17 protein-coding genes are annotated in these 24,406 nt (G+C 68.0%); 4 read left to right on the plus strand and 13 right to left on the minus strand.

Annotated elements, in window-relative coordinates:
* Window positions 1-62: 62 nt before the first annotated feature.
* The 12 genes from cyoD to MRB58_RS12775 form a co-directional block, all read right to left on the minus strand.
* Window positions 63-398, minus strand: a complete 336-nt coding sequence (gene cyoD, locus MRB58_RS12720) for a cytochrome o ubiquinol oxidase subunit IV (RefSeq protein WP_244777468.1) — start codon at window positions 396-398, stop codon at window positions 63-65.
* Window positions 395-1,033, minus strand: a complete 639-nt coding sequence (locus tag MRB58_RS12725; RefSeq protein ID WP_244777470.1) for a cytochrome c oxidase subunit 3 — start codon at window positions 1,031-1,033, stop codon at window positions 395-397. The genes cyoD and MRB58_RS12725 overlap by 4 nt, the downstream gene beginning before the upstream one ends.
* Window positions 1,030-3,111: a cbb3-type cytochrome c oxidase subunit I gene (locus MRB58_RS12730; RefSeq protein WP_244777471.1), complete on the minus strand. Its 2,082-nt coding sequence runs from the start codon at window positions 3,109-3,111 to the stop codon at window positions 1,030-1,032. The genes MRB58_RS12725 and MRB58_RS12730 overlap by 4 nt, the downstream gene beginning before the upstream one ends.
* Entirely contained in the window at window positions 3,104-4,105 is a 1,002-nt protein-coding gene (locus tag MRB58_RS12735; protein WP_244777473.1) for a cytochrome c oxidase subunit II, read from the minus strand. Before MRB58_RS12735 ends, MRB58_RS12730 begins: the two co-directional genes overlap by 8 nt.
* A 307-nt stretch (window positions 4,106-4,412) precedes the next feature.
* The gene (locus tag MRB58_RS12740) at window positions 4,413-5,690 is read right to left on the minus strand and encodes a glucoamylase family protein (RefSeq protein ID WP_244777475.1); all 1,278 of its coding nucleotides are present in this window, start codon (window positions 5,688-5,690) and stop codon (window positions 4,413-4,415) included.
* Between the two features lie 90 nt (window positions 5,691-5,780).
* Complete coding sequence (locus tag MRB58_RS12745) at window positions 5,781-8,045, minus strand: glycoside hydrolase family 3 N-terminal domain-containing protein (protein WP_244777476.1); 2,265 nt, start codon at window positions 8,043-8,045, stop codon at window positions 5,781-5,783.
* 18 nt (window positions 8,046-8,063) lie between these two features.
* Window positions 8,064-10,214 carry an ABC transporter ATP-binding protein/permease gene (locus MRB58_RS12750; protein WP_244777479.1) on the minus strand — a complete coding sequence of 717 codons (2,151 nt, stop codon included), beginning with the start codon at window positions 10,212-10,214 and terminating at the stop codon, window positions 8,064-8,066.
* Window positions 10,215-10,818: 604 nt separating this feature from the next.
* Window positions 10,819-11,790 carry an ABC transporter permease gene (locus tag MRB58_RS12755; protein WP_244777481.1) on the minus strand — a complete coding sequence of 324 codons (972 nt, stop codon included), beginning with the start codon at window positions 11,788-11,790 and terminating at the stop codon, window positions 10,819-10,821.
* 10 nt (window positions 11,791-11,800) lie between these two features.
* A complete protein-coding gene (locus MRB58_RS12760; RefSeq protein ID WP_244777483.1) occupies window positions 11,801-12,847 on the minus strand; it encodes an ABC transporter permease in 1,047 nt (348 codons plus the stop codon).
* Window positions 12,844-14,385: a sugar ABC transporter ATP-binding protein gene (locus MRB58_RS12765; protein ID WP_244781979.1), complete on the minus strand. Its 1,542-nt coding sequence runs from the start codon at window positions 14,383-14,385 to the stop codon at window positions 12,844-12,846. Before MRB58_RS12765 ends, MRB58_RS12760 begins: the two co-directional genes overlap by 4 nt.
* An 11-nt stretch (window positions 14,386-14,396) precedes the next feature.
* Complete coding sequence (locus tag MRB58_RS12770) at window positions 14,397-15,524, minus strand: sugar ABC transporter substrate-binding protein (RefSeq protein ID WP_244777484.1); 1,128 nt, start codon at window positions 15,522-15,524, stop codon at window positions 14,397-14,399.
* Window positions 15,525-15,760: 236 nt separating this feature from the next.
* Window positions 15,761-18,436: a TRAP transporter permease gene (locus tag MRB58_RS12775; RefSeq protein ID WP_244777486.1), complete on the minus strand. Its 2,676-nt coding sequence runs from the start codon at window positions 18,434-18,436 to the stop codon at window positions 15,761-15,763.
* Between the two features lie 129 nt (window positions 18,437-18,565).
* On the opposite strand from MRB58_RS12775, the gene MRB58_RS12780 reads away from it, so the two are divergent.
* A complete protein-coding gene (locus MRB58_RS12780) occupies window positions 18,566-19,141 on the plus strand; it encodes a DUF924 family protein (RefSeq protein WP_244777488.1) in 576 nt (191 codons plus the stop codon).
* Between the two features lie 20 nt (window positions 19,142-19,161).
* Here MRB58_RS12780 and msrP read toward each other — a convergent pair whose 3' ends face one another.
* On the minus strand, window positions 19,162-20,163 hold the full coding sequence (gene msrP, locus MRB58_RS12785) for a protein-methionine-sulfoxide reductase catalytic subunit MsrP (RefSeq protein WP_244777490.1): 1,002 nt from the start codon (window positions 20,161-20,163) through the stop codon (window positions 19,162-19,164).
* A 171-nt stretch (window positions 20,164-20,334) separates the two neighbouring features.
* On the opposite strand from msrP, the gene MRB58_RS12790 reads away from it, so the two are divergent.
* From MRB58_RS12790 to pstC, 3 genes are all read left to right on the plus strand, one after another.
* A complete protein-coding gene (locus tag MRB58_RS12790; RefSeq protein WP_244781980.1) occupies window positions 20,335-21,513 on the plus strand; it encodes an ATP-binding protein in 1,179 nt (392 codons plus the stop codon).
* Window positions 21,514-21,825: 312 nt separating this feature from the next.
* Window positions 21,826-22,851: a substrate-binding domain-containing protein gene (locus tag MRB58_RS12795; RefSeq protein WP_244777492.1), complete on the plus strand. Its 1,026-nt coding sequence runs from the start codon at window positions 21,826-21,828 to the stop codon at window positions 22,849-22,851.
* A gap of 181 nt (window positions 22,852-23,032) precedes the next feature.
* Window positions 23,033-24,406: a phosphate ABC transporter permease subunit PstC gene (pstC, locus tag MRB58_RS12800; RefSeq protein ID WP_244777494.1), complete on the plus strand. Its 1,374-nt coding sequence runs from the start codon at window positions 23,033-23,035 to the stop codon at window positions 24,404-24,406.

Here is a 24,406-nt window from a genome sequence, read left to right on the forward strand (position 1 = left end):
CCAAAAGCGGCCGCGCTGCACAACGGTCCGCGACGCCGGGCCGGGCCGGGTCGGGGCGCCCCTCAGTGCATGCGCGCTGCGAGGTCCGTCAGGATCCAGATCGTGCCGCCGCCCATCAACGCCAGCAGCAGCACCGTGAACAGGATGAGTTGCAGGTCCTCCCGCTTCTGGCGCGACAGGTCGACGTGCAGGAAGAAGCGCATGTGGACGACGATCTGTACCAGCGCGGCGATGCCGACGAGCACGAGGCTGGCCCCGCGCGGCAGGATGCCGGTGAATGCGAGGATGAACGGCGGCACGGTCAGCGCCACGGCGAGCACGAAGCCGACGATGTAGAGCCGCGTGTCGTGCGCGCGCTGGCGGGCCAGGTCGTCGCGGTCGTTCTTGGTCGCGTTCATGCTGACAAAGCCCCCGCGAGAAACACGCCGGACATGATCCCGACCCACACGATATCGAGGAAGTGCCAGTAGAGCGCGAGGCGTAACAGGCGCGACTTGACCTGATTGGTGAGGCCGAGGGCGAAGATCTGGGCGATCATCACTCCGACGAAGACGATGCCGACGGTGACGTGCAGCCCGTGCAGCCCCACCAGCGACCACAGCGCGCTGAGGTAGCCGGAGCGGGAGGGCGCCGCACCGATCGAGGCCATGTGGATGAAGTCCTTCACCTCCAGCGCCACGAAGCCGGCGCCCAGCAGCGCCGTCACCGCCAGCCACAGCGCAATGCGTCCCCGGCCGTCCTCGTACTTCATCGCGATGCTGGCGAAGCCGAAGGTCATCGTCGAGAGCAGCAGCAGCGTCGTCTGCATGGCGATCGAGGTGAGGTCGATGACCTCGGCCGGGCCGGGGCCGCCGGCGATCGACATCGGGCTCAGCATGGTCGCGAAGGTCGCGAACACGAGGCCGAAGGTGATGAGATCGCTCATCAGGAAGACCCAGAAGCCGAAGAGCACGACCTCCGCCTCCTCGTGCGCCTCGCCGTGCGAGGGGCCGAGGTTCAGCCCCGGATGGAGCTTGGTATCGGCCTCGCTCATGCGGCCTCCTGAAGGTCGGTGCGGGCGTAGCCCCGGTTGGCGTTCGTCAGCTCCTCGTCCCGCGTGACGCCGCGCGCCTCGTCGATGGCGCGCATCCATGCCTGCGTTTCGGCCTTAACTTGTGCCGCGGGGATGATGATGTGGCGATCGGGCGAGAAGCTGCGCACCACCAGGATCGTCGGGATCGCGAGGAGGGCCAGCGCCGCGAGCCACCACATCCACCACACCATGGCGAACGAGAAGACGCCGGCGGCGACGCAGATCATGAAGCCGACCGCGCTCGGCGCCGGCAGGTGGATGTCCTCGTATTCGTCCGGCGCCACGTAGGGCCGTCCGGCCGCCTTCTCGACGGCGAAGGCCTCGCGCGAGGCGACCTCGGGGATGACCGGAAAGTTGTACTCCGGGACCGGCGCGGGCGTGGCCCACTCCAGCGTGCGCCCGTCCCACGGGTCGCCGAGCGGCACCGCCAGCGCGGCGCGATTCCTCCACGAGAACCAGAACACCGAGGCGAAGGTGACGAACGCCGCCAGGATGATCAGCGACCCGAGCGCGGTGACGATCATGTAGGGCTCGAAGGTCGCGTCCGAATAGCTCGCCGAGCGGCGCGGGTAGCCCAGCAGACCGACGAAGTAGAGCGGCAGGAAGGTCACCGAGAAGCCGACGATCCACAAAACGGCCGAGATCTTCGCCGGGCGCTCCTCCAGGCGGAAGCCGAACGCCTTGGGGAACCACATGTGGACCCCCGCCAGCACCGCGAAGACGACGCCCGGCAGGATCACGTTGTGGAAGTGGGCGACGATGAACTGCGAGTTGTGGACCTGGTAGTTGATGGTCGGGTTGGCGAGGATGATGCCGGAGAGCCCGCCCAGCACGAACAGCACCATGAAGCCGCCGAGGTAGATCATCGGCACCGTCAGCCGCACCCGCCCGCGCCAGAGCGTGGCGAGCCAGACGTACATCTTCACCCCGGTCGGGATCGCGATCAGCATCGTGGCGATACCGAAGGCGACGTTGACGGTCGCGCTGTTGCCCATCGTGAAGAAGTGGTGGACCCACACGGTGAAGCTCATCACCGCGATGCACATGGTCGCCAGCACCAGCGAGGCGTAGCCGTAGAGCGTCTTGGCCGAATAGGTGGCCGTCAGCTCGGAGAAGATGCCGTAGGCCGGCAGGATGAGGATGTAGACCTCCGGATGCCCGAACATCCAGAACAGGTTGGCATAGTTCATCATGTTGCCGCCCCGGTCATTCGTGAAGAAATGAAAGTCCAGGTAACGGTCGAGCGCCTGCATCAGCGCGGCGACGGTCAGCGGCGGCATGGCGAAAGTCAGGAGGATGGCGGTGCACAGCGCGGTCCAGCAGAAGACCGGCATGCGCATGTAGGTCATTCCCGGCGCCCGCATCTTGTAGATCGTCACCGCGAAGTTGATCCCCGACAGCATGGAGCCGAACCCGGAGACGACGATCGCCCAGATCCAGTAGTCCGGGCCGACCCCCGGCTGGAAGGCCTTGCCGGTGAAGGGCGGGTAGGCCGCCCAGCCGCCGGTCTCGAACTGGCCCACCACCAGCGACACGAGGAGCATCATCGCGCCCGCCGCCGTCAGGCCGAGGCTGATGAGGTTCATCAGCGGGAAGGCCATGTCCCGCGCGCCGATCTGCAACGGGATCAGGAAGTTCATGAACCCGGCGATGAACGGCATCGCGACGAAGAAGATCATGATCGTGCCGTGCGTGGAGAACAGCTCGGCGAAGTGCTGCGGGGCGAGGATGCCGCCGTCGAGCGCGGTGGCGAGGTGGGCGCGCATGACGACGCCTTCGGCCACGCCCCGCGCCATCATCACGAAGCCGATCACCATGTACATGATGCCGATCTTCTTGTGGTCCTGGCTGCACAGCCACTCGCGCCAGAAGACGCCCCAGACGCGGTAGTAGGTGAGGAGGCCGACCACACCGACCGCGGCGAGCACCTCCAGCCACCCCGCGCCGGACGCCACCAGCTCGTTCATGCTGAAGTCGCGGAAGACGTTGAAGATCGCGATGTCGTCGAAGGTCAGGCGGCCGAACAGGAAGCTATCCATCGTGCGTGTCCGAGTGCATGGCGTGCGCGCCGGCACGGTGGGGGGTGCAGGTGGCCGCGTCGGGCGCGCCGGCTCCCGCTGCCGCGGCGTCGAAGGTGGGGCTGCCGGGCTGGAGCTGCGGCGTCACCGCCTCGCCAGAGTGGTAGCGCGCCATCACGCAGTCGAACAGACCGCTGGTCCGTAGCCGGAAGTTCACCGGGCCCTCGCCCTCCAGTCCGAGGTCGCCGCGCATGTCGCTCAGGATGCTGGGCTTGGAGAGCGTGGTGTAGGTCGCAGCCTCGAGCGGTGTCCCCAGCGTGCGCGCGGCGTCGACCCATGCATCGAACCCGCCTTCGGGCAGGGCGCGTACGGTGAAGCGCTGGTGCGGGAAGCCGTCGCCGCTGTACTGCGAGTTCTGGCCGCGCGTCTCGCCCGGCTCGGTGGCGCGCATGTTCAACTCGGTGCGCATGCCGGGCATGGCGTAGATCTGCCCGGCGAGCGCGGGGATCCAGAAGCTCTGCATCACCGTGTCGGTGGTGATGCGCAGGGTCACCGGCCGCCCCGCCGGCACCACGAACTCACCCACGCTGGCGACCTGCTGCTCGGGGTAGATGAAGAGCCACTTCCAGTCGAGGCCGATGACGTCGACCTGTAGCGGGTCGGGGCCGAGCCGGTCGTACGGGTTCAGCCGCTGCGTGGCGACGATCAGCGCGGTGGCGAGCGCGACGACGACGAGGATCGGCACGCCCCACATCGCCACCTCGAGCCAGCGGTTGAACTCCCAGTTCGGCGTGTAGGCGCGGACCGATCCCTCGCGGCGGCGGTAGAACCACATGACGAACGGCGTCAGCAGAAGCACCGGCAGGATCGGCAGCAGGATGATGAGGGTCGCGATATAGAAGTGGTTGCGCTGGCGGGCGGCGATCTCGCCCAGCGGCACGAGGAAACTCTCTCCTGCGACCGCGGGACCGGCGAGGAGCCCCGCTGCGAGGCCGGCGACGATCAGGACCGGCAACGCTGTGGAACGGGCGCGTCGGCGGTCTGGCCCGGCGGGTGGTGTCAGCCCTCTGGCGGCGCTGCAGGAGGAGCGGCGTCGGTGGCGGTGGCTCATCGTATCCCTCGGCCCGGACAGGACGCGCCATTGCCCGCACCACCGAACGGCGTTCGGCCGGTCCGGTCGACACGCGCCGCAGTGCGTCAGCGTTCGGTTACAACAGAATACCTTATCGCGGCGCGCAAGTTATTGTTGGCGCCGTGTTCCATCCATGCCGGCGGCCGCCCCCGCGGTGCGACATTCGGGCCGCGGTGACGCTGCGGCGCCCTTACGCGACAGGCAGCCGCGGGCTGCGGAAGCCGAGCCGGGCGAGGCCGGTCCGCACCTCCGGCACCGCCATGAAAAGGTCCCAGATCAGCCCGCTTCGGTGGTTCTCGAGCATGATCACGATAGGACCCTGGTCGATCGCCAACGATCCGGGCGCGACCCAATCGCCGCCCGGCTCGAACGCGTCGGCGAGGCCGTAGGGGCCCCAAAGCGTCTCGCCCCGGTCGTCGACGAAGTGGCGCAGCGCCGCCATCGCCTCTACCGGCACGAACGGCATCGAGGCGACCGCCCCCGTCGGCGTGACGACGCCGATGTCGTTGGTGGGCGAATGGGCCGCGTAGCCGACCGTGCTGTCGGAGGCGGTGAGGCCCCAGCAGGCCGGCCCGTACCCTGCGAAGCCGCCCGGATTGGCGATGCAGTGAGCGCGGTTCACCAGCGCATGCGCGCGCACCTGCTCGCCGTAGTCGGCATAGTCGTCGGCGAGGCCGCGCGGGTCGAGCCCCAGGAAGGAGTAGTGGGCGAGGAAGAGGGGGCCGCCCAGCTCCGGCCCCAGCGGCAGGCGGATACCGTGGTAGTCGCGGCCGTTGCGAAACTCCTCCGCCTTCGCCCAGGACCGGTGGTAGATCGCCGGGTCGATCGGATGCGTCGGCGAGCCGGCCGCCAGGACGAAGGTGATCAGGCTCTCGTTCCAGCCGCGGATCGGCAGGCTCTTGTCGGTCCACGGGTGGCGGTCGCTGCGGTGCCACATCAGCCCGTGGTCGCCGGGGTGCTCCAGCTCGCGGACATGGGCGGTCCAATCCGCCGCCTCCCACAGCCGCGTGACCGGGCCGGTGATATCCGCCCGATCGGCGAAGGCCTGCCGCGCGGTGAGGAGGCCGGCCATCAGGAACGACGTCTCGACGAGGTCGCCGCCGTCGTCGGTGGGCGAGAAGGGGACCGTGGCGCCGGTGCTGCCGTCGAGGAAATGGGGGAAGATGCCGTGGTGTGTCTCGGCCTGCTCCAGGAAGGCGGCGATCCGGGCGATGCGGCCGGCGACCGCGTCCCGCTCCAACCACCCGCGGGCGGCGCCGACGACGAGGGCCATGACGCCGAACCCACTGCCCCCCGACGTCACGATCCGGTTGGTGTCGTAGCCGAATGCGCCGGCGCTGCGTTCCCGCGCCATGCCGCTGTCGGGATGGGCGAAATCCCAGAAGTAGGCGAGGGCGGCGCGCGCCGTCGCGTCCCGCAACGCATCGTCGGAGAGGCCCTTGGCGGGGCGGCCGGGGTTGAGGTCCATCTACGGGTTCCGCTTTGACGAGGGGGCGGCGAGGAAGTGCTCGGCTTCACCGGAAATCAGGGGCTCGGGACGCGTCCCCAAGGCGGAGGGTCAGGCGCTCCAGACGATCTCGATGCTTTGCAGGTCGCGAGAGTTGGGGCCGACGCCGAGGACGAACGTCCCCGGGTCCCAGACCCACGCGACCGAGGTCATCGTCTCGCCCATGGCGTAGGCGAGGTCGCGGCGGGTGAGGCGGAAGGCGACGTCGCGTGCCTCGCCCGGCGCCAGGGTGATCTTCTCGAAGCCCTTCAGCTCGCGGATCGGCCGTGTGATCCGCGCCACCGGGTCCGAGACGTAGAGCTGCACCACCTCGGTGCCCGGCCGGGGTCCGGTGTTGGTCACGGTGACGCGCACGACCGCCTCGGCGTCGGGGCCCGACAGCCGGGCGGCGTCGACTCGCGGCGCGCCGTAGCCGAACGACGTGTAGGAGAGGCCGAAGCCGAAGGGGAAGAGGCCGGTCGCCGGATGGATCGAGTCCGGCAGGTCGAGGTAGCCGGTCTTGAACTTCTCGAACCGGCCCGGATAGGGGCGGCCGGTCGGTTCCGCCTGGCTGAACACCGGAACCTGCCCGGTGCGCGCCGGAAAGGCGCTCGCCAACCGGCCGGACGGGTCGGCCTTGCCGGTCAGCAAGTCGGCGATGCCGTGGCCGGCCTCGGTGCCGGCGAACCATACGTAGAGCACCGCGTCCGCGAGGCCGATCTCCTCTTCCAGCGCAAGCGGGCGACCGGCCTTCACCACCAGCACCAGCGGCGTTCCCGTCGCGGCGAGCGCGCGGATCAACACCCGTTGCGGTTCGGGCAGCGCAAGGTCGGTCACCGAGGAACACTCGCCGGACGCCTCCTTCGCTTCCCCCACCACGGCGACGGTGACGTCGGCCGCCTCGGCGGCGTGGACGGCCTCGGTCAGCATGGCCTCGGCGCTGCGGGGGTCGAGGAACACGGTCTGGCCGTGCACGTTGAGCCGCGCGGCGAGAATCTCGTCGTCGACGATGTCGGCACCCTTCACGCAGGTGATGGGACCGTCGTAGCTCGCGTGCAGGCCCTCCAGCAGCGTCACCGCCTGGCGATGGTCGCCGGAGACGGCCCAGGTGCCGAGGAGGTTGGTCTGGTCGTCGGCGATGGCGCCGACCATCGCGATGCGCTTGCCCGGCGCCAGCGGCAGGATGCCGTCATTCTTCAAGAGCACCGAGCTCTCGGCGATGGCCCCGCGGGCGACGCGGCGGTGTGCCGGGGCGAGGGGGAAACGGGCCGCCCGCTCCTCGTCGCAGTAGCGGAACGGGTCGTCGAACAGGCCGATGCGGTGCTTCAGCGCCAGCACGCGCCCGCACGCCTCGTCGATCGCGGCGCGGATGTCGTCTGCCGGGATGGCGATGCCGCTTTCGGGGCGGCTGAGGCCCTCCTCGGCGAGCCTGGGGAGGTGGTCGAGGTAGTCCTCGCCGATCATGTCCATGTCGATCCCGGCGATCAGCGCCAGGCCCGCCACCGTCTCGCGGTCGCCCAGGCCGTGGGCGGCCAGCTCCATGATGCCGGTATAGTCGGCGACCATCAGCCCGTCGAAGCCGGCCGTGCCGCGCAGCCAGCCGCGGATGAGGTCGCGGTGGGCGTGCATCGGCCGCTTGTTGAGCGCATTGAAGGCGCCCATGATCGACCCCGCCCCCGCTGCGACACCGGCGCGGAAGGGCTCGGCATAGACGCCGATCGCCTCCTCCGGCGAGAGGTTGGCGTTGTCGTAATCGCGTCCGCCGACCGCGGCGCCGTAGGCGAGGAAATGCTTCAGGCACGACACCACCGTGTCGGGCGCGGTGGGGTCGTCCCCCTCGAAGCCCTTGACCATCGCCTCGGCGTAGCGGGCGGCGAGGAAGGGGTCCTCGCCCGGGCTCTCGGCGATGCGGCCCCAGCGCGGGTCCCGCGCGATGTCGATCATCGGGGCGTAGACGTGGTTGATCCCCTCGGCCGCCGCCTCGGTCGCGGCGACGCGGGCGACGTCGTGCCAGAGCTGCGGGTTGAAGGCGCAGCCGAGCGCGACGGGCAGGGGGAAGATCGTGCGGTGGCCGTGGATCACGTCCTCGGCGAAGAAGAGCGGGATGCCGTGACGCGAGCCCGCGACCGCGATCTCCTGCCACGCCCGCACCGAGCGGACCGACTTGGTGCCGAAGAGACCGCCGAGCCGGCCGCTCTTCAGACGGTCCTCGATGTTGCGGACGGCGGGACTGCCGGTCTCCGGTCCCTCGCCGGCGCTGAGGAGATTGAGCTGGCCGATCTTCTCGGCCAGCGTCATCCGCTGCAGCAGGGCAGCGACGAAGTCGTTGTCGGACATGGGATCTTTCGCGTGGCCCTATTCGGCGGCGATCTGATCGACCACCTTCGCCGGCTGACCTAGTGCGTGGATGTCCGCGATGCCATCCTCGATGTAGAGAATGTTGTCGTAGAAGGTCTTGCCGCCGGGCGCGACGGGGGGCTCCGGCGTGTGCATGATCGATATGACGATCGCCTTGGGGCAATGGTCCGCGATCAGGCGGTGGAACTCCAGGGTGGCGAGCGGGTCGAGCGCGGCGCACGCCTCGTCGAGCAGCAGCACGTCCGGCTGCTGCAGGATGATGCGTGCCAGCACCAGACGCTGACGCTGACCGCCGGAGAACACGTTGTTCCAGGGCTTGCCGTGGTGCAGGTCGTCGTCGACGTCGGCGATGAACTTGCCGAGCCCGACCTCCGACAGCGCCGCGGCGATCTGAAGATCCGTGAAGCGGCCGCCGAAATCGGGGTAGCAGATCAGCTCGCGCAGGGTGAGGCGCGTCGGCAGGTCCGGATCCTGTCCGGCGAAGAACATCCGCGCGCCCTCGGGGTGGACGATGTCGCCCGAGCCGTAGGGCCACAGGCCGGCGATCGCCTTCATCAGGCTCGACTTGCCGCTGCCGTTCTGCCCGCGCACATACGCCCACTGGCCCGGGCGGATGTTGATGTGCGGCACGGTCAGGAACGGCTCGGCGTCCTTGCCGCGGTGGCGCAGCTCGACGTTCTTCAGCGTCAAGCCGAAGCGGGGGTTCTGCACCGGGTGGCGGAACGCGTTGACGCCGGTCTGGCTGTAGAAGGCCTGCCGATCGCTGGCGGCCTCGATGGCGTTGGCGACTTCGGTCAGTCGCACGGCGTTGGCCTTCAGCGTGGCGATCGCGGGCATCACCTGGATGAACCAGGAGCAGTCCTCGATCAGCTCGGCCGCCAGCTCCGACGTCGCCGAGTAGGCGCGGAAGGTGAGGGCCCCGGAGAGGTAGCCCGGCAGCGCCGGCAGGTAGGAAACCAGCCGCTTGGACAGGAAGTTGTAGCTGTTGGTGAACATCATGAACCCGGCTTGGGTGATGTTCATCCGGTGCCACACCTCGTCGATCCCGGCGTAGAGCTTGCCGTTGGTCTGCTGCTGCACGCGCTGTCCGCCGGAGATGGCGAGCTGGTTCGACCGGCTGAGCATCTCGTTCAGCTCGCCGCGCCAGGTGCCGTCGCGCGACTGACGCTCCAGCGTCTGCCGCTCCAGCACGCGGCCCAGCAGCCAGGCGCAGAAGGTGCCGAAGGGGACGTAGAGGGCGATGACGATCGCGACCAGCAGCGCCGAGCCGTAGGCGCCGGGCGAGAATGTGAGAGCGGCGCCGACCGCGGGACCGAAGGCGTCCGTCGCGGCGGCGCCGGCGGCGGCGAACCAGCGCTCCAGAAACGGGACTTCGACCGAGCGGGCGATGATCGCCGACGACACGAAGTAGATCGACGTCACCGACCCCCAGATGCCCATGGCGAGGCCGATGATGCCGCCGAACATGTTGTTGGTGCACTCGTCGACGCGCTGGTCGACGTTGTCGGGCATGCGGCCGACGGCATTGGGCCCGGCGTCGCGGTTCGACATCAGGCTCATCGCGATGTGGTTCTGGCCCAGCATCGCGGCGGAGAACTGGCCTTGCGTCCACCCGCGCGCCTTGCGGTGCAGCGTGGCGGAGACGAAGTGGCGGAACCCGATCGCGCCGTAACGGGCGAGGTAGATGCCCGCGAACGCGGCGACCGACGCCATCAGGATCGCGACGGGGTCGACCCCCTCGCTCGGCGCGTGGAACGAGACGATGGAGTTGAGAAAGTCCGCGCTGGAGGTCGCCGCCCACACCGAGGACTTGGAGATGAGCGTCGTGATGGCGAACACCGCGAAGGTGAGCGACCACGCCTCGACCCAACGCTCGGAGGTCCAGTAGGCGGAGAGCAGGCCCCAGAAGCCGCGCATGCCCGACACCGGCGTCGCGCCCCGGCGGCGGAGCGGCGCGTGCAGCCGCGGGTGGGTGCGGCCGAGGGTGTAGACCACCGGCAGGGCGGCGAGGCCCACGCCCCAGGTCAGCGTGAACGCGGGGCCGGCCCAGCGCGACAGGAGCGCGAGCGTCTCGGCCAGCAGGCCGGTCGCGTCGAGCAGCAAGAGGTCGAGTGTCAGCGCGAGCGTGCCGGCGGCGAGGATCGCCACCAGGACACTTTGCCTACTACTCCGGTTCCTAGCCCAGATAGACGGACGAACCTTCATCGCCATCCAGCCCTGTTTCAACTGCGCACTCGTCGGGCCGCGCGGTGTGACCCAGCCTTAGCCTAGGCGATGATGCTGGGCCGATCGTCTCCGACGCCTTAAGGCTGCCCTTATGACGCCCAGAATGCGACAGCGCCGCCACGTAGGAAAGCTTTGCCGAATATGGGGGCGGTGTTTTTAGGGAACTGTGTTTCAAATCACACGAGTGCGACCGCCGCTCCACAACCCGTCCCCCCTTAAACGCGGGAGTGGTTAAAAAAATTATGTCCTTGGCACTGCTGTGCTATTTGGCCGCGAACACGGGATCGTGCACCAGTCTTCCGGATTGCCGAAAATGTCCACAGGGGCAGCTTTTAGGCAGCGAATGGAACGTTCGCCCCATCGGCGAGCGCACGCGATTGCGCGATTCCGAATCGCGTATCAATTGTGGAAGCGCGATGTTCAATAAGGCAGGCTGTCAAAAAAGGCGCTCGGTGACGCCGCCGCATGGCGCCCGTGCCTCATTTCACGCGGCTGGTATAATCGGCCGCGTGAGAGGTTCGATGATCTAACGCGACGTAATTTTCTGTCGTCCGTAGATCAGCAGCATCGCGATGATCACAGTGCCGTAGATGATCTGGCGATAGGCCTCGTCCATCTGCATCACGTTGAGCACGCTCTGTAGCAGAACGATCAGAACGACGCCGATCACCGTGCCGGAATATCGGCCCTGGCCGCCTAGGATCGTCGTCCCACCCAGCACGACGGCGGCGATCGAGGGCAGCAGATACTGGTCGCCCATGGCCTGGAAGGCGCGTGCCGAGTAGCCGGCGAGCGACATACCGCCGATCACCGCGCACAGCGAGCACATCAGGAACGCCGCCATGATGACGAGGCGCGTTTTCACCCCCGAGAGGTAGGCCGCCGCCTCCTGATTGCCGATCGCGTACATGTAGCGGCCGAGCGCCGTGCGCGTCAGCACGAACACCAGCGCCAGCGACACCAGAAGCCACAACACCACCGAATGCGGCACCCCGAAGGTGCGGTCGGCGCCGAGGAAGACCATCACGTCCGTCGCCGCGCTCTGCGGCGCGTGCCCGCCGGTCAGCATCACCATCAGGCCGAGGAGGACGGTGTTCATGCCGAGCGTGAAGATCATCGACGGCACGCGCAGGAAAGCGACTCCGAAGCCGTTGACGAGCCCCACCGCAACCCCCAGCGCCAAGCCGGCGAGGTCGCCCGTCACGCCGCCGATGGCGGTGGCGATCATCGCGCCGGAGGTCATCGTCCAGGGGACCGAGAGGTCGATGTGGCCGAGGAGGATGACCATCATCATGCCCGCCGCCGTGATGCCGAGGAAGGCGCCGGAATGGAGCTGCAGGACCAAGTAGTTGGGCGACAGGAAGGTCGCCGTCCCTTGCGTGTGCAGCGTGTAGGCGGTGCCGACCGCCAGGATCAGCACGATGAACGTGAGGCCGATGACGATCGGCAGGTCGAGCCGGAAGGCGGGGCGCCGGGACGGCACGGACGGAGAGGTCATGGTGCGGTCCTCAGGTAAACAGCGACAGGCGGTTCTTCACGCGCAGCACGCGCGCCGCCCCGAGACTCACGGCCAGCAGCAGGATCAGCCCCTCGAACAGCGGCTGCAGCAGCGGGTCGGCGACGAAGCCGACCGCCGCCCCCTCCGGGATCACGCGGAAGATGAACGTGATGGAGCGCAACACCAGCGCACCGAAGATGGTGCCGATCACGCCCCCGGTCCCGCCGTAGAGCGAAGTGCCGCCGATGACGACCGCCGCGATGGAGCGCAGCGTGTACTCGGCCGCCTGCGGCGCGTCGGCGTTGCCCGAGCCCATCTGCAGGGTGAGGTAGACGCCCGCGCAGCCGGCGAAGAAGCCGCCCAGCGTGAACGCGGCGATCTTCGAGCGGTCGACGTTCAAGCCGGACATGTAGGCCGCCTGCTCGTTGGAGCCGACCGCGTAGCAGCCGCGCCCCAGCACCGTGGCGCGGAACGGCAGCCAGACGAGGACGATGATCGCGGTGAGGAAGATCGCCTGCATGGGGAGGAGTCCCAGCGGCCCCAGGTCCTCCCACCAGCCGAACGTGAAGCCCAGCTCGTTGATGTCGTTGGTGAAGGCCCAGGCGATGTCCGCGTTGACGGCGCCGCCCGGCGTCGGCCGTAGGATCAGCGCCGCGCCGAGGTAGATGGCGCCGGTCGCCAAGGTCGCGATGATCGGCTGGATGCGACCGTAGACGATCACGCAGCCGTTCATGAACCCGGCCGCCGCGCCGAGCGCCAGCGCGCCGACGACGCCGGCCAGCACCGACCCGCCGCTCCCCGCCATCACCACCGAGCCGAAGCAGTTGGTGAACGTCATCAGCGGACCGACCGACAGGTCGAGCCCGCCGACCAGCACCGCCATCGTCTGCGCCATTCCGACGAAGATCAGCGCCATCGTCTCGTTGGCGTTCTGCAGGACGACGTTGACGCCCCAGTTGGGGTGCATCACCGCATAGGTGCCGTAGATCACCGCGAACAGCGCGATCGCCAGAAGGATCCCGGCATTGTAACGCACGAACCGATTGAGTGCGCTCATGCGGCGTCGGCCTTCAGGTTGAGGGCGGCGGAGACGATGTTGGTCTCGGTGATCGCATCGCCCGCCAGCTCGCTGACGACGCGGCCCTCGTACATGACGAGCACGCGGTCGCAGCAGCCGATCAGCTCGGCATAGTCGGTGGTGTAGAGGACGACCGCGGCACCCTCGTCGGCGAGCCGGCGCAAGAGGGCGTAGATCTCCTCCTTGGTGCCGACGTCGATGCCGCGGGTCGGGTCGTTGAGGAGGATGATGCGCGGGTGCGTCAGCAGCCACTTGGCGATGACGACCTTCTGCTGGTTGCCGCCCGAGAGCGTCGCGACCGGCGCGGCGAGGTCGCCCACCTTGATCTGCATCTCCTTGACCATGCGGGCGATGTTGTCCGCCTCCGCGGCCCGGTCGATGACGACGCCCTTGGTGACGGCGCCGAGGGAGGCGGCGGTGATGTTCTCGCCGACGCTCATCGGCAGCATCAGCCCCTCGGTCTTGCGGTCCTCCGGGATGAGCGCCATGCCGACCTCGGGCCGCTTGGCGTCGGCGGGCGAGTTGATGCGCCGCGCCTTGCCGTCGACCTTCACCGTGCCGCCGACGGAGGCGAGGACGCCGAAGAGCGCCAGCAGAAGCTCGCGCTGGCCCTGCCCGTCGAGCCCGCCGATGCCGACGATCTCGCCCTTGCCCACCGTCAGCGAGACGCCGTGGAGGGTCGGCGCGAAGGTGAGGTTCTCGGCCTCGAGGACCGGCTCGGGCGGGGCGCTGCGGACCGGCTTGGCGGGGAAGACGTTCGCCCACTCGCGCCCGATCATCATCTGCACGATCGCATCGTCCGAGTGGGCGCCCTTGGCGAAGGTGTCGACCCGCCGGCCGTTGCGGAAGACCGAGAGCGTATCGGCCAGCTCTTCGATCTCGTGCATGCGGTGGGAGATGTAGAGGAGGGCGAGCCCGTCCGCCCGCAGCTTGTGCAGGATCTCGTACACCTTCTCGACGTCCGCGGCCGTCAGCGCCGAGGTCGCCTCGTCGAGGATGAGGAGCGTCGGGTCGCGCCCCAGCGCCTTGGCGATCTCCACCATCTGCCGGCGCGACAGGGCGAGGTCGCGGATGCGGGTCGCGGGGTCGATGTCCTCGCAGCCGACGCGGGCGAGCAGTTCCTCGGCGCGCCGGCGCTGGGCGCGGCGGTCGATCAGGCCGAGCCGGGTGCGTGGCGGCGCGGTGAGGTAGATGTTGTCGGCCACCGTCAGGTCCGGGACCAGCGACAGCTCCTGGAACATGCACACGACCCCCGCCGCCACCGCCTCCTGCGGGGTGGCGAAGGCGCGCGTGGCTCCATCGACGACGAGCGTGCCCGTGTCCGGCGTCACCACCCCCGAGGCGATCTTGATCAGGGTGGATTTTCCGGCGCCGTTCTCGCCCAGAACGGCGTGGATCTCGCCGCGCCGGGCGACGAAGTCCACGTCCGAGAGGGCATGGACGCCGCCGTAGGACTTGGAGATGCCGCGCATCTCCAGGAACGGCGTCTCCGGCGACGCGGCCGCGGGCTCGCGCATCGTCACGGGGATCAGGAGTCCTTCTCGGACTCGGCCATGATCTCCGGCGCGGTGATGTTCACGTCGCACGGCGGGAACTCGTTCGGCGTGAAGAAGTCGTCCGGCAGGTCGGACCAGTAGTTCACCCCGTCCTCGACCGTCTCGTAGTCCACCGCCGGGATCGGCACCGAGATGAGCTGCGGCATGACCTTGCCCTGCAGCGCCTCGAGCGCGGCCTTGATGGAGATGGCGACGAGACCGGGCGACTGCCCGTAGGAGAGGCCGACGAGGCCCTCGTCCGAATGCTCGGCGATCTGCTTGCGGAAGCCGTTCTCGGCCTCGCCGGCGATCGGCACGAACGGGTGGTCGGCGGCCATCATCGCCTGCACCGTACCGTTGGTGCCGCCCTGGGAGAACACGCCGTCGAACTGGCCGTGAACCGCGATCGCGTCGGCGGTGACGCGCTGGCTGTCGCCCGGCGCCCAGTTGCCGACGACCTCGACGATCTCGAAGTTGTTGCCGTCCGCTTCCATGATGGAGCGGAAGCCTTCATGCCGGTCGCGGTCGACCGAGTTGCCCGGAACGCCGCGCACTTCCAGGATCTTGCCCGAGTTGCCGACGTGCTTGAGCAGCCATTCGGCCGACATCACGCCCATCTCGTACTGGTCCTCGTTGACCTGCATGACGTCCTTGGAATCGAGGAGGCCATCGAACGGGACGAGCACGACGTCGTTGCGGTTGGCGAGGCGGATGACGCGCTCGAACCCCGTCGGCGAGTTGGCGATCGTGATGATCGCGTCGTAGCCCTGGTTGATGAAGTCCTCGATGGCGCCCATCTGCGCCGCCGCGTCGGTGCCGACGGAGACGACCTTCAGATCCTCGACCAGCGGCGCGATCTCCTCCTGCTCGACGAAGGCCTTGGCGGTCTTGATCATCTGGATACGCCAGATGTTGCCGACGAAGCCGTTGACGACGGCGACCTTGAAGGGGCCTTCCTTGCCCGGCCATTGGAAATGCTGGGTATTCTCGTCCCAGGCGGCGAAGCACTCGGGCAGGTAGCCCGGCCCGTCGACGGTCTTGGGGCGCGCCTCGGCCGACGCGGCGGCCAAGACGAGTGCGCTTGCCATCGTGGCGCACGCGATCATCCGATTGAACGGCATCGTCATTCCTCCCACACGAGTTCGACCTTGGCGGTCGTATTGGTTCGGACGACGGGGCGCCGTCCGTATGGGTGGAATATTAGTTCAGCGTATGGAGGGTGGGGAAGGTCCCTTGTCATCCCCTGCGTGTGGCCAAGAGGCGGGACGTGTCCGTCAGTCTCTTTTTGGCGGTGCGACGCCCCCTGCCGGACCGAGCGGCGGGGGTGGCGGGGGCGTCGATCGGGATCGCCGGCGGGTCAGAACGCCGGGACGGTCTGCCGGCGCCGCTGCATCGCGATCACCAGAGCGATGATGAGGAAGGCCGGGATGTAGAACAGCTCCTTCGGCATCCGCTCGGTCGGGGTCTGGACCGACTGCAACACCACCGGCTCGTCGGCATAGAAGTCGAAGTCCTGGGACAGGTAGGCGTAAGGCGTCGCGGGGAAGGGCTCCTCCACCGTCACCTGATCGCCGTCCTCCAGGAAGTCGAGGCCGATGTCGGCGAGGCGATCCTGCCCGCTCGCCCCTTCACCGGTCCGCACGACGAGGTAGATCGACGGGCGGGAGTCCGGATTGTTGAAGTCGGTGCCGACCAGCTCGATCCGCAGGGTCGAGCCGGGTTCGACCTCCTCGGCGATCTGATAGATGGCCGAGCCCGGGTGCACGTCATAAGGCGGCTGCACCATGTCGAGCGCGAGGCCGGGGCGGAACAGGAGGCCCGCGGCGACCAGGAGCAGCAGCGTCTCGAAGATGTTGTTCTTGGCGAAGAAGTAGCGCTGCGTCGCCGCGGCGAAGACGAGCATCGCCACCGTCGCGATGATGAACGCTTTGATCCCGGTGAAGACGTCCACGAACTCGGCCACCGGCTTCCCGTCGACGAACACTACATGCATGAGCAGCAGCTCGGTGTTGAAGATGAAGAGGAACGGCAGCAGCGCGGTGCGGATGTCGTAACCGAAGCCTTGGAAGCCGGTCTTGATCGGGTCGCCGCCGGAGATGCCGGCGGCGGCGTAGGCGGCGAGGCCCACCGGCGGCGTATCGTCGGCGAGGATGCCGAAGTAGAAGACGAAGAGGTGCGCCGCGACGGCCGGGATGATGAGCCCCTCGGACGCCGCCAGCGAGATGATCACCGGCGCCATCAGCGACGACACGACGATGTAGTTCGCCGTCGTCGGCAGGCCCATGCCCAGGATCAGGCTCATCACCGCGACGAGGATCAGCATCAGCATCAGCGACCCGCCAGCCATCTGCTCGATCAGCGCGCCGACCACCTGGTGCGCGCCGGTGAGCGAGATGGTGCCGACGATGATGCCCGCCGCACCCGTCGCCACCGCGATCGGGATCATGTTGCGCGCGCCGCCGACCATGCCGTGGAAGAACTCGTCCCACCCCTGGTAGAGCGCGCCGCCGATGCCCTTGCCGCCGCGCAGGACCGCTTTGATCGGGTGCTGCGTCAGCGCGATGAAGATCATCGCGGTGGTCGCCCAGAAGGCCGAGAGCCCCGGCGACAGCCGCTCCACCATAACGAGGTAGAGAAGCACCACGATCGGCAGGATGAAGTGCAGGCCCGTCAGCGCCACCTCGCCGGCGCGCGGCATCTCGTGCAGCGGCGCGTCGGGATCGTCGACCTTCAGGTCGGGCCGGCCGGCGGCGATGATGAGGCACAGAAGGTAAAAGGCGAGGAACACCAGCGAGGCCGTCGCCAGTCCTGCGCCGGGGAACATCGAGCGCAGGAAGCCGAGTCCGTAGTGGACCGCGAAGCCGAGCACGGTGATGCCGATGAAGCCGACGAGGAAGCCGCCGAACTTGCGTGCGGTGGACCTGGCCTTGGTGTCGGCATGCGCGGGCAGGCCCTTGAGGCCCAGCTTCAGCGCCTCGAGGTGCACGATGTAGAGGAGGGCGATGTAGGACACGATCGCCGGCAGGAAGGCGTAGACGATGAGGTCGGTGTAGGGCGTGCCGGTGAACTCGGCGATCAGGAAGGCCGCGGCCCCCATCACCGGCGGCGTCAGCTGCCCGTTGGTGGACGAGGCGACCTCGACCGCGCCCGCCTTCTCGGCCGGGAAGCCGGTCTTCTTCATGAGCGGGATCGTGAAGGTGCCGGTGGTCACCACGTTGGCGATCGACGAGCCGGAGTAGATGCCCGAGAGGCCCGAGGCGACGACGGCGGCCTTGGCCGGTCCGCCGCGCAGGTGGCCCAGCATGCCGAACGCGATCTGAATGAAGAAGTTGCCCGCGCCGGCCCGCTCCAGGATCGCGCCGAACAGCACGAACAGGAAGATCAGCGTCGCCGAGACGCCGAGCGCGACGCCGAAGACGCCCTCGGTCTGCATCCAGAAGTGCCACATCGCCTTGCCGTAGGAGGCGCCGGCCCAGCGCATCACGTCGGGGAAGATGTCGGACGAGCCGAAGAAGACGTAGGCGAGGAACACCGACACCACGATGAGGAGCGGCAGCCCCAGCGCGCGGTAGACCGCGATGCCGACCACGGCGAGCCCCGCGGTGGAGACGAAGAGATCCATCGTGGTGGGCAGGCCCGAGCGGCGGGCGATCTGATCGGCGTCGACGACGAGGTAGAGGCAGACGAAGGCGCCGAGCGCGGCGAGCAGGAAGTCGTACCAGGGGACCCGGTCGAGCTTGGCCTTGGAGAAGAGCGGAAAGGCCATCGCCACCAGCACCAGCGCGAAGGCGAGATGGATGGCGCGGATCTCGGTATTGTTGAAGATGACCTGGAAGGGGAGGGTCTTCTGCAGCATGAACGGCAGCGGCGAGATCACGTAGAGCTGGAACAGCGACCAGATGAACGCGATGCCGGGGATCAACCAGGCCTGCCAGCCGACGGGGTTGCGCGCCCCGGTGTCGACCGAGGCGACGAGTTCGTCACCCGACGTGGCTGCCCCGGGGGCATGCGTTGAGGTGCTGTGGGTCGTCATCAGCCGCTTCCCTTTGTCTCTCCAGCCGCGGTCGCCGAGTGTTCGTTCGGTGCGCTTTTGGCGGGTCGCAGCGTTCCATGCTTTTCACGGGAGTGAAAGTAGTTTTCTGTTCGGAACGTGGAGGGTCGGATGGCCGAAGTTGCGACGAATGCGGAGGATCCGGCGGCTCTCGGGCTGTTGGCGTTCTGGATCGAGGCAGGACCGGAGAAGTGGTTCGCCCGCTCGGACGGGTTCGACACCGCCTGCGGCGAGTATGCCGCCTCGTGGGAGCGCGCGGCCGACGGAGCGTTCGACCGGTGGGCCGCCACGGCCGCCGGGTGTCTGGCCCTGATCATCCTGCTGGACCAGATCCCGCGCAACGTCTTCCGCGACGATGGCCGCCAGTTCGCGGCCGACGCCAAGGCGCTGGAGCTGGCGCGTCACGCGGTGGCGATGGGCTTCGACAAGACGCAGCCCTGGCCGCTGCGCAACTTCTTCTACCTGCCCTTCCAGCACGCCGAGGACATGGCGGCCCAGGACGAAGGGCTCGACATCTACCGCCAGGGCGCCACGCAGGACGCCTACTTCTACGCCCTGGTTCATGCCGACGTCATCCGCCGGTTCGGCCGCTTCCCGCACCGCAACACGGCGCTGGGCCGGGAGACCACCGAGGCCGAGCGCGCCTACCTCGCCACCGGCGGCTTCGGCGGCTCGGGCAAAAGCTGAGCGCGGCGGGGCGCGGCGCGTCAGAAGTAGATGCGCTCGCCCTCCATGCCCTTGTAGAGGCCTGCGACCTCCTCGGCGTAGCCGTTGTAGAGCTGCGTCGGGATCTCCTCGTCGGCGCCCAGCGGCTTCTCCTCGGCCTGGCTCCAGCGCGGGTGCGCCACCTCCGGGTTGACGTTGGCCCAGAAGCCGTACTCGGTCGGCGCCAGTTCCTCCCAGAACGAGACCGGCTTCTGGTCCGTGAAGGTGAAGCGGACGAGCGACTTGATGGACTTGAAGCCGTACTTCCACGGCAGCGCCAGGCGCAGCGGGGCGCCGTTCTGCTCCGGCACCGGCTTGCCGTAGACGCCGGTGACGAGGAAGGCGAGCGGGTTGGTCGCCTCTTCGAGGGTGACGCCCTCGACATAGGGCCACGGGTACCAGCTCTGGCGCTGGCCACTGGCGACCTCGGGGTTCTCGAAGGTTTCCATCCGCACGTATTTGGCGCCGGCCGTCGGCCGTGCGAGCTTGACGAAGTCGGCCATCGCGAAACCCGTCCACGGCACCACCATCGACCACGCCTCGACACATCGGTGGCGATAGACGCGCTCTTCCAGCGGCATCTGGCGGATCAACGTGTCGATGTCGATCGTCTGCTCCTGCTCGACCATGCCGTCGAGGATGACCGACCAGGGGCGGATCGCCAGCTTCTGGGCGGCGTTGTAGATCCGCTTGTGCGAGCCGAACTCGTAGAAGTTGTTGTAGGTGGTGGCGAGGCCCTCGTCGGTGATGGGGCGGGTGTGCGTGTAGGCCTCGTTGCGGGGGACGGGGTAGAGATCGGCGGTGGGGTCGACCTCCGAATCCGCGGTGGGCGTGTCGGCGCCGAAGATGTTGTCGAGCAGTCCGGCGTGGGCGGGGGCGGCGACCGCGGCGCCGATCATGCCGAGTCCGGCGGACTTGATCAGCGTGCGGCGTGCATAAAAGATGGACTCGGGCGTCGCCTCACGCTCGGATAGGACCCATCTGGGTTTGGTGAACGTCGGCATGTCACGGCCTTTCACACTGTCTTCGCAAAGTGGGCTCAAACTAGGGGCGAGTGGTCGCTCCTCAAATGAAGCTTCCGTGAGGGGTGACCTGGGAATGGTACGAGCGTGGCACTTCGAAGAGCCTAGATCTCCGCCATACTTATTGCCGCAGGTGTCATTTACGTGAGTATCATGGTCTTCCACGCTGCGGCTCTCGCCCTCGTCCTGGTCGCTTTCGTCCAGGTTCTGCGACCGCGTGCCGCGCGTGCCGCGCTGATGGCGCCGGTGGAGGAAACGGCAGGCTCGCCGCTGACCGTCGACGCCAAGGCACTGCTCGACACCTCTCCCGATGCCTGCATCGTCATTTCCGACGACGCGACCATCCTGTGGGTCAACCGCGCCGCGCGCGAGCAGATGGGCATCGTGTCCATCGGCAGCCCGATCTCCTTCGCGCTCAGGGTGCCGGAGCTGGTGCGCGCGGTGGAGCGTGCGCGGCGCTCGGGCCTGTCGGAACGCGCGCGGTGGGCCGAGAAGGTGCCGACGCGGCGCTACTACGAAGCGTTCATCGCCCCGCTGATGCTGGGCGGCGAGGGGGACGAGCGGGAACGGGTGATGACCGTCTACGTGCACGACCTCTCCGAGCAGCAGCGCCTGGAGCGCATGCGGGAGGACTTCGTCGCCAACGCCAGCCACGAGCTGCGCACGCCGCTCGCGTCGCTGACCGGCATGATCGAGACCTTGCAGGGCCCCGCCCGCGACGACGCCAAGACGCGCGAGCAGTTCCTCGCCCTGATGCGCGAGCAGGCGGACCGGATGAAGCGGCTGACGGACTCGCTCCTGTCACTGTCGCGCATCGAGATGCGCTCCCACGTGCGCCCGACCGACATCATCGACTGCGCCGAGATCACCCGCTACGCCGTGGAGATGACGCGCGCCATCGCCGACGATGCGGAGGTGACGATGGAACTCGCCATCGCCGAGGACGTGCTGCCGATCCGTGGCGATTCCGACGAGATCGTCCAGGTGATGAACAACCTCATCGAGAATGCCATCAAGTACGGCAACGAGGGCGGCCGCGTGCTGGTCTCGGCCACGCGCGAAGACACCGTGTCCGGTCCGGTGGCGGCGATGGCGGTGCAGGACTTCGGCAAAGGGATCCCGCCCGAGCACGTCCCGCGTCTCACCGAGCGCTTCTACCGGGTGGATATCGAGGAATCGCGCGCCCGCCGGGGCACCGGCCTCGGCCTCGCGATCGTCAAGCACATCATCAACCGCCACCGCGGGCGGCTGACGGTGCGCAGCCAACTCGGCGCCGGGTCGACGTTCACGGTGCGCATCCCCCTCGCCGAGACGGAGCTGCCGCTGGCGTGACGCGACCCGGCTCGCGCGCGCAAAGCAGGCATGCCGTGATCGTCGAATGAGCGTGGCGCACGATGTGCGCCTTTGCTGCATTGCATCATTCCGACTGTGTCACAAAACGGCGGTGCGGGGGCGACCCGCGCCGTCAAACTCGAATTTGATGAACGTCGTCAGATATTTGCCGCGTCATGCAATATTCATCGAACTGACACGGCACTGTTTCGCGGGCTCTCTACCTCGGGGGGCAGACACAGGGCGCGGCGGACGAACCGTGCGTGCCCTCGTGCCCCATTGAAAACGAGTTCAACTCGAGGGAGCCTCCCTGTGAAATTCACCAGCCTCGCCGCTCTCGTGGCTGCCGGCGCGCTCGTCGCCACCGGTGCCGCCGCTCAGACCCGTGACACCATCCAGATCGCCGGTTCGTCGACGGTTCTGCCGTTCGCGTCGGTCGTCGCCGAAGAGTTCGGCAACGCTTATCCGGAGTTCAACACGCCGGTCGTCGGCTCGGGCGGTTCCTCGGGCGGCCTGCGCCAGTTCTGCGCCGGCGTCGGTGAGAACACCATCGACATCGCCAACGCTTCGCGCCAGATCCGCCAGAAGGAGATCGACGCGTGCGCCGAGGCCGGCGTCGAGAAGATCGTCGAAGTCAAGGTCGGCTACGACGGCATCGTCTTCGCGTCCGACATCAGCACCGGCCACTTCGAGCTGACCCCGGCGCAGCTCTACCAGGCGCTCGCCGCCGAGGTCCCGGTCGACGGTGAGCTCGCCGCCAACCCCTACACCAACTGGAACCAGATCGACGCCTCGCTGCCGGACCAGGAGATCACCCTCGTGATCCCGGGCACCAACCACGGCACGCGCGAAGTGTTCGAAGAGAAGGTGGTCCTGCCGGGCTGCGAGACCTTCGAAGTGATCGAGGCGCTCGGCGAGGCCGCCGAGGAGAAGTGCCTGGGCCTGCGCCAGGACGGCCGCGTGATCGAGGTCGCCGGTGACTACACCGAGACCCTCGGCCGCCTCGACGCCCAGCCGAACGCCGTCGGCGTCTTCGGTCTGTCCTTCTACGACCAGAACCGTGACCGTCTCCAGGTCGCCACCATCGACGGTGTCGAGCCCTCCATGGAGACCATCGCGACCGGCGAGTACCCCGTCTCCCGTCCGCTCTTCTTCTACATCAAGGCCGCGCACATCGGCGCCATTCCGGGCCTGCAGGACTACGCCCTGTTCTTCGTCTCCGAGGACGTCTCGGGCGAGGGTTCGCCGCTGTCCGACATGGGTCTGATCCCGCTGTCGGCCGACGAGCGCGAGGCGCAGATCGACAAGATCGAGAGCCAGACCAACGTCTCCCTCTGATCGGTGACGTTCGCGGGGCGCGCGTCGCCCCGCGGTTTCAAGAGCGCCGGCCGCACCCAGCGGTCGGCTTTTGCATGGCGCCGCTCGCCGGTACCCCAACGCACAATGAGCCAAGACGCCGCCTGCGGTCCCTGCCGGGCCCGCGCCGAGTCGCAACGCCGAGCGAAGGTTTGGCCCTGACGTGAACACATTCATCATCATCGCGATCGTTCTGGTCGTGCTCAGCTTCGTCTACACGTGGGGAGCCGGCGCCAGCCGCCGGATCGCCGCGCAGACCGGTCAGCGATTGCACTCGCGTCCACCTTATTACGGCCTCTACCTCGTCCTGTGGTGCGCCATCCCGGCGGTGATCATCTTCATCGTCTACACCCTTCTGGCGCCGCAGATTCAGACGGCCGTGATCCACTCCTACTTCCCGCAGGAGGTGCTGCAGGACGAGCAGGCGCTGGTCACGCAGACCCACCAGGTCGAGAGCATCGTCGGCGGCTTCGGCATGTTCGGCGAGCCGGCGCCCTACCAGGCGCAGGCCGTCGCCGCGGTACGCACCTTCAAGTGGATCGGCCACCTGTCGCTGGTCGCGCTGATCGCGGTCGCGGCCTTCGCCGGCACGCTGGTCGCGCGTCGCAGGATCTCCCCTTATTTCCGCGCCCGCAATCGGGTCGAGACGGCGATCGAGATGCTGCTCATCGTCTGCTCGGGCATCGCCATCCTGACGACGGTGGGCATCGTCCTGTCGGTTCTGGGCGAGGCCGTGCGCTTCTTCACCTACGTCAACCCGCTGGACTTCTTCTTCGGCACCAGCTGGAACCCGCGCTTCTCGACGACCGGCTCCGGCGGTCAGGGCGACTTCGGTCTGCTCCCGCTGCTGTGGGGCACGATCATGATCACCATCATCGCGATGTGCGTCGCGGTGCCGATCGGCCTGATGGCGGCGGTCTACCTCTCCGAATATGCCGGCCCGAAGTTCCGCTTCGTCGCCAAGCCGCTGCTGGAAATCCTCGCCGGCATTCCGACCATCGTCTACGGCATCTTCGCCGCCTTCACGGTGGGCCCCTTCCTCGCCGAGGTCGGCGGCATGATCGGCCTCAGCATCAACGCGACTTCGGCCTTCACCGCCGGCGTGGTGATGGGGATCATGATCATCCCGTTCGTGTCCTCGCTGTCGGACGACATCATCAGCCAGGTGCCGCAGGCGATGCGCGACGGCTCCTACGGCCTCGGCGCGACGCACTCCGAGACGATCCGCCGGGTAATCCTGCCGGCGGCGCTGCCGGGCATCGTCGGCGCCTTCCTGCTGGCGGTGTCGCGCGCGATCGGCGAGACGATGATCGTCGTGCTGGCGGCGGGCAACTCGCCGGTGCTGACCGCCAACCCCTTCGAGGCGGTGTCGACCGTGACGGTCACCATCGTCAACCAGCTCACCGGCGATACCGACTTCGCCTCGCCGCAGTCGCTGGTGGCCTTCGCGCTGGGCCTCACGCTGTTCGTCATCACGCTGTGTCTCAACGTGGTGGCCATCTACATCGTCCGGAAATATCGCGAGCAATACGAGTAG

It is taken from the genome of Acuticoccus sp. I52.16.1 (genome assembly GCF_022865125.1).
Taxonomy (GTDB): Bacteria; Pseudomonadota; Alphaproteobacteria; order Rhizobiales; family Amorphaceae; genus Acuticoccus.

Coding starts and splice junctions, on each gene's coding strand:
- cyoD (WP_244777468.1), bottom strand. CDS start 398: ATGAACGCGACCAAGAACGACCGCGACGACCTGGCCCGCCAGCGCGCG.
- MRB58_RS12725 (WP_244777470.1), bottom strand. CDS start 1,033: ATGAGCGAGGCCGATACCAAGCTCCATCCGGGGCTGAACCTCGGCCCC.
- MRB58_RS12730 (WP_244777471.1), bottom strand. CDS start 3,111: ATGGATAGCTTCCTGTTCGGCCGCCTGACCTTCGACGACATCGCGATC.
- MRB58_RS12740 (WP_244777475.1), bottom strand. CDS start 5,690: ATGGACCTCAACCCCGGCCGCCCCGCCAAGGGCCTCTCCGACGATGCG.
- MRB58_RS12745 (WP_244777476.1), bottom strand. CDS start 8,045: ATGTCCGACAACGACTTCGTCGCTGCCCTGCTGCAGCGGATGACGCTG.
- MRB58_RS12755 (WP_244777481.1), bottom strand. CDS start 11,790: ATGACCTCTCCGTCCGTGCCGTCCCGGCGCCCCGCCTTCCGGCTCGAC.
- MRB58_RS12760 (WP_244777483.1), bottom strand. CDS start 12,847: ATGAGCGCACTCAATCGGTTCGTGCGTTACAATGCCGGGATCCTTCTG.
- MRB58_RS12765 (WP_244781979.1), bottom strand. CDS start 14,385: ATGCGCGAGCCCGCGGCCGCGTCGCCGGAGACGCCGTTCCTGGAGATG.
- MRB58_RS12770 (WP_244777484.1), bottom strand. CDS start 15,524: ATGCCGTTCAATCGGATGATCGCGTGCGCCACGATGGCAAGCGCACTC.
- MRB58_RS12775 (WP_244777486.1), bottom strand. CDS start 18,436: ATGACGACCCACAGCACCTCAACGCATGCCCCCGGGGCAGCCACGTCG.
- MRB58_RS12780 (WP_244777488.1), top strand. CDS start 18,566: ATGGCCGAAGTTGCGACGAATGCGGAGGATCCGGCGGCTCTCGGGCTG.
- msrP (WP_244777490.1), bottom strand. CDS start 20,163: ATGCCGACGTTCACCAAACCCAGATGGGTCCTATCCGAGCGTGAGGCG.
- MRB58_RS12790 (WP_244781980.1), top strand. CDS start 20,335: ATGGTCTTCCACGCTGCGGCTCTCGCCCTCGTCCTGGTCGCTTTCGTC.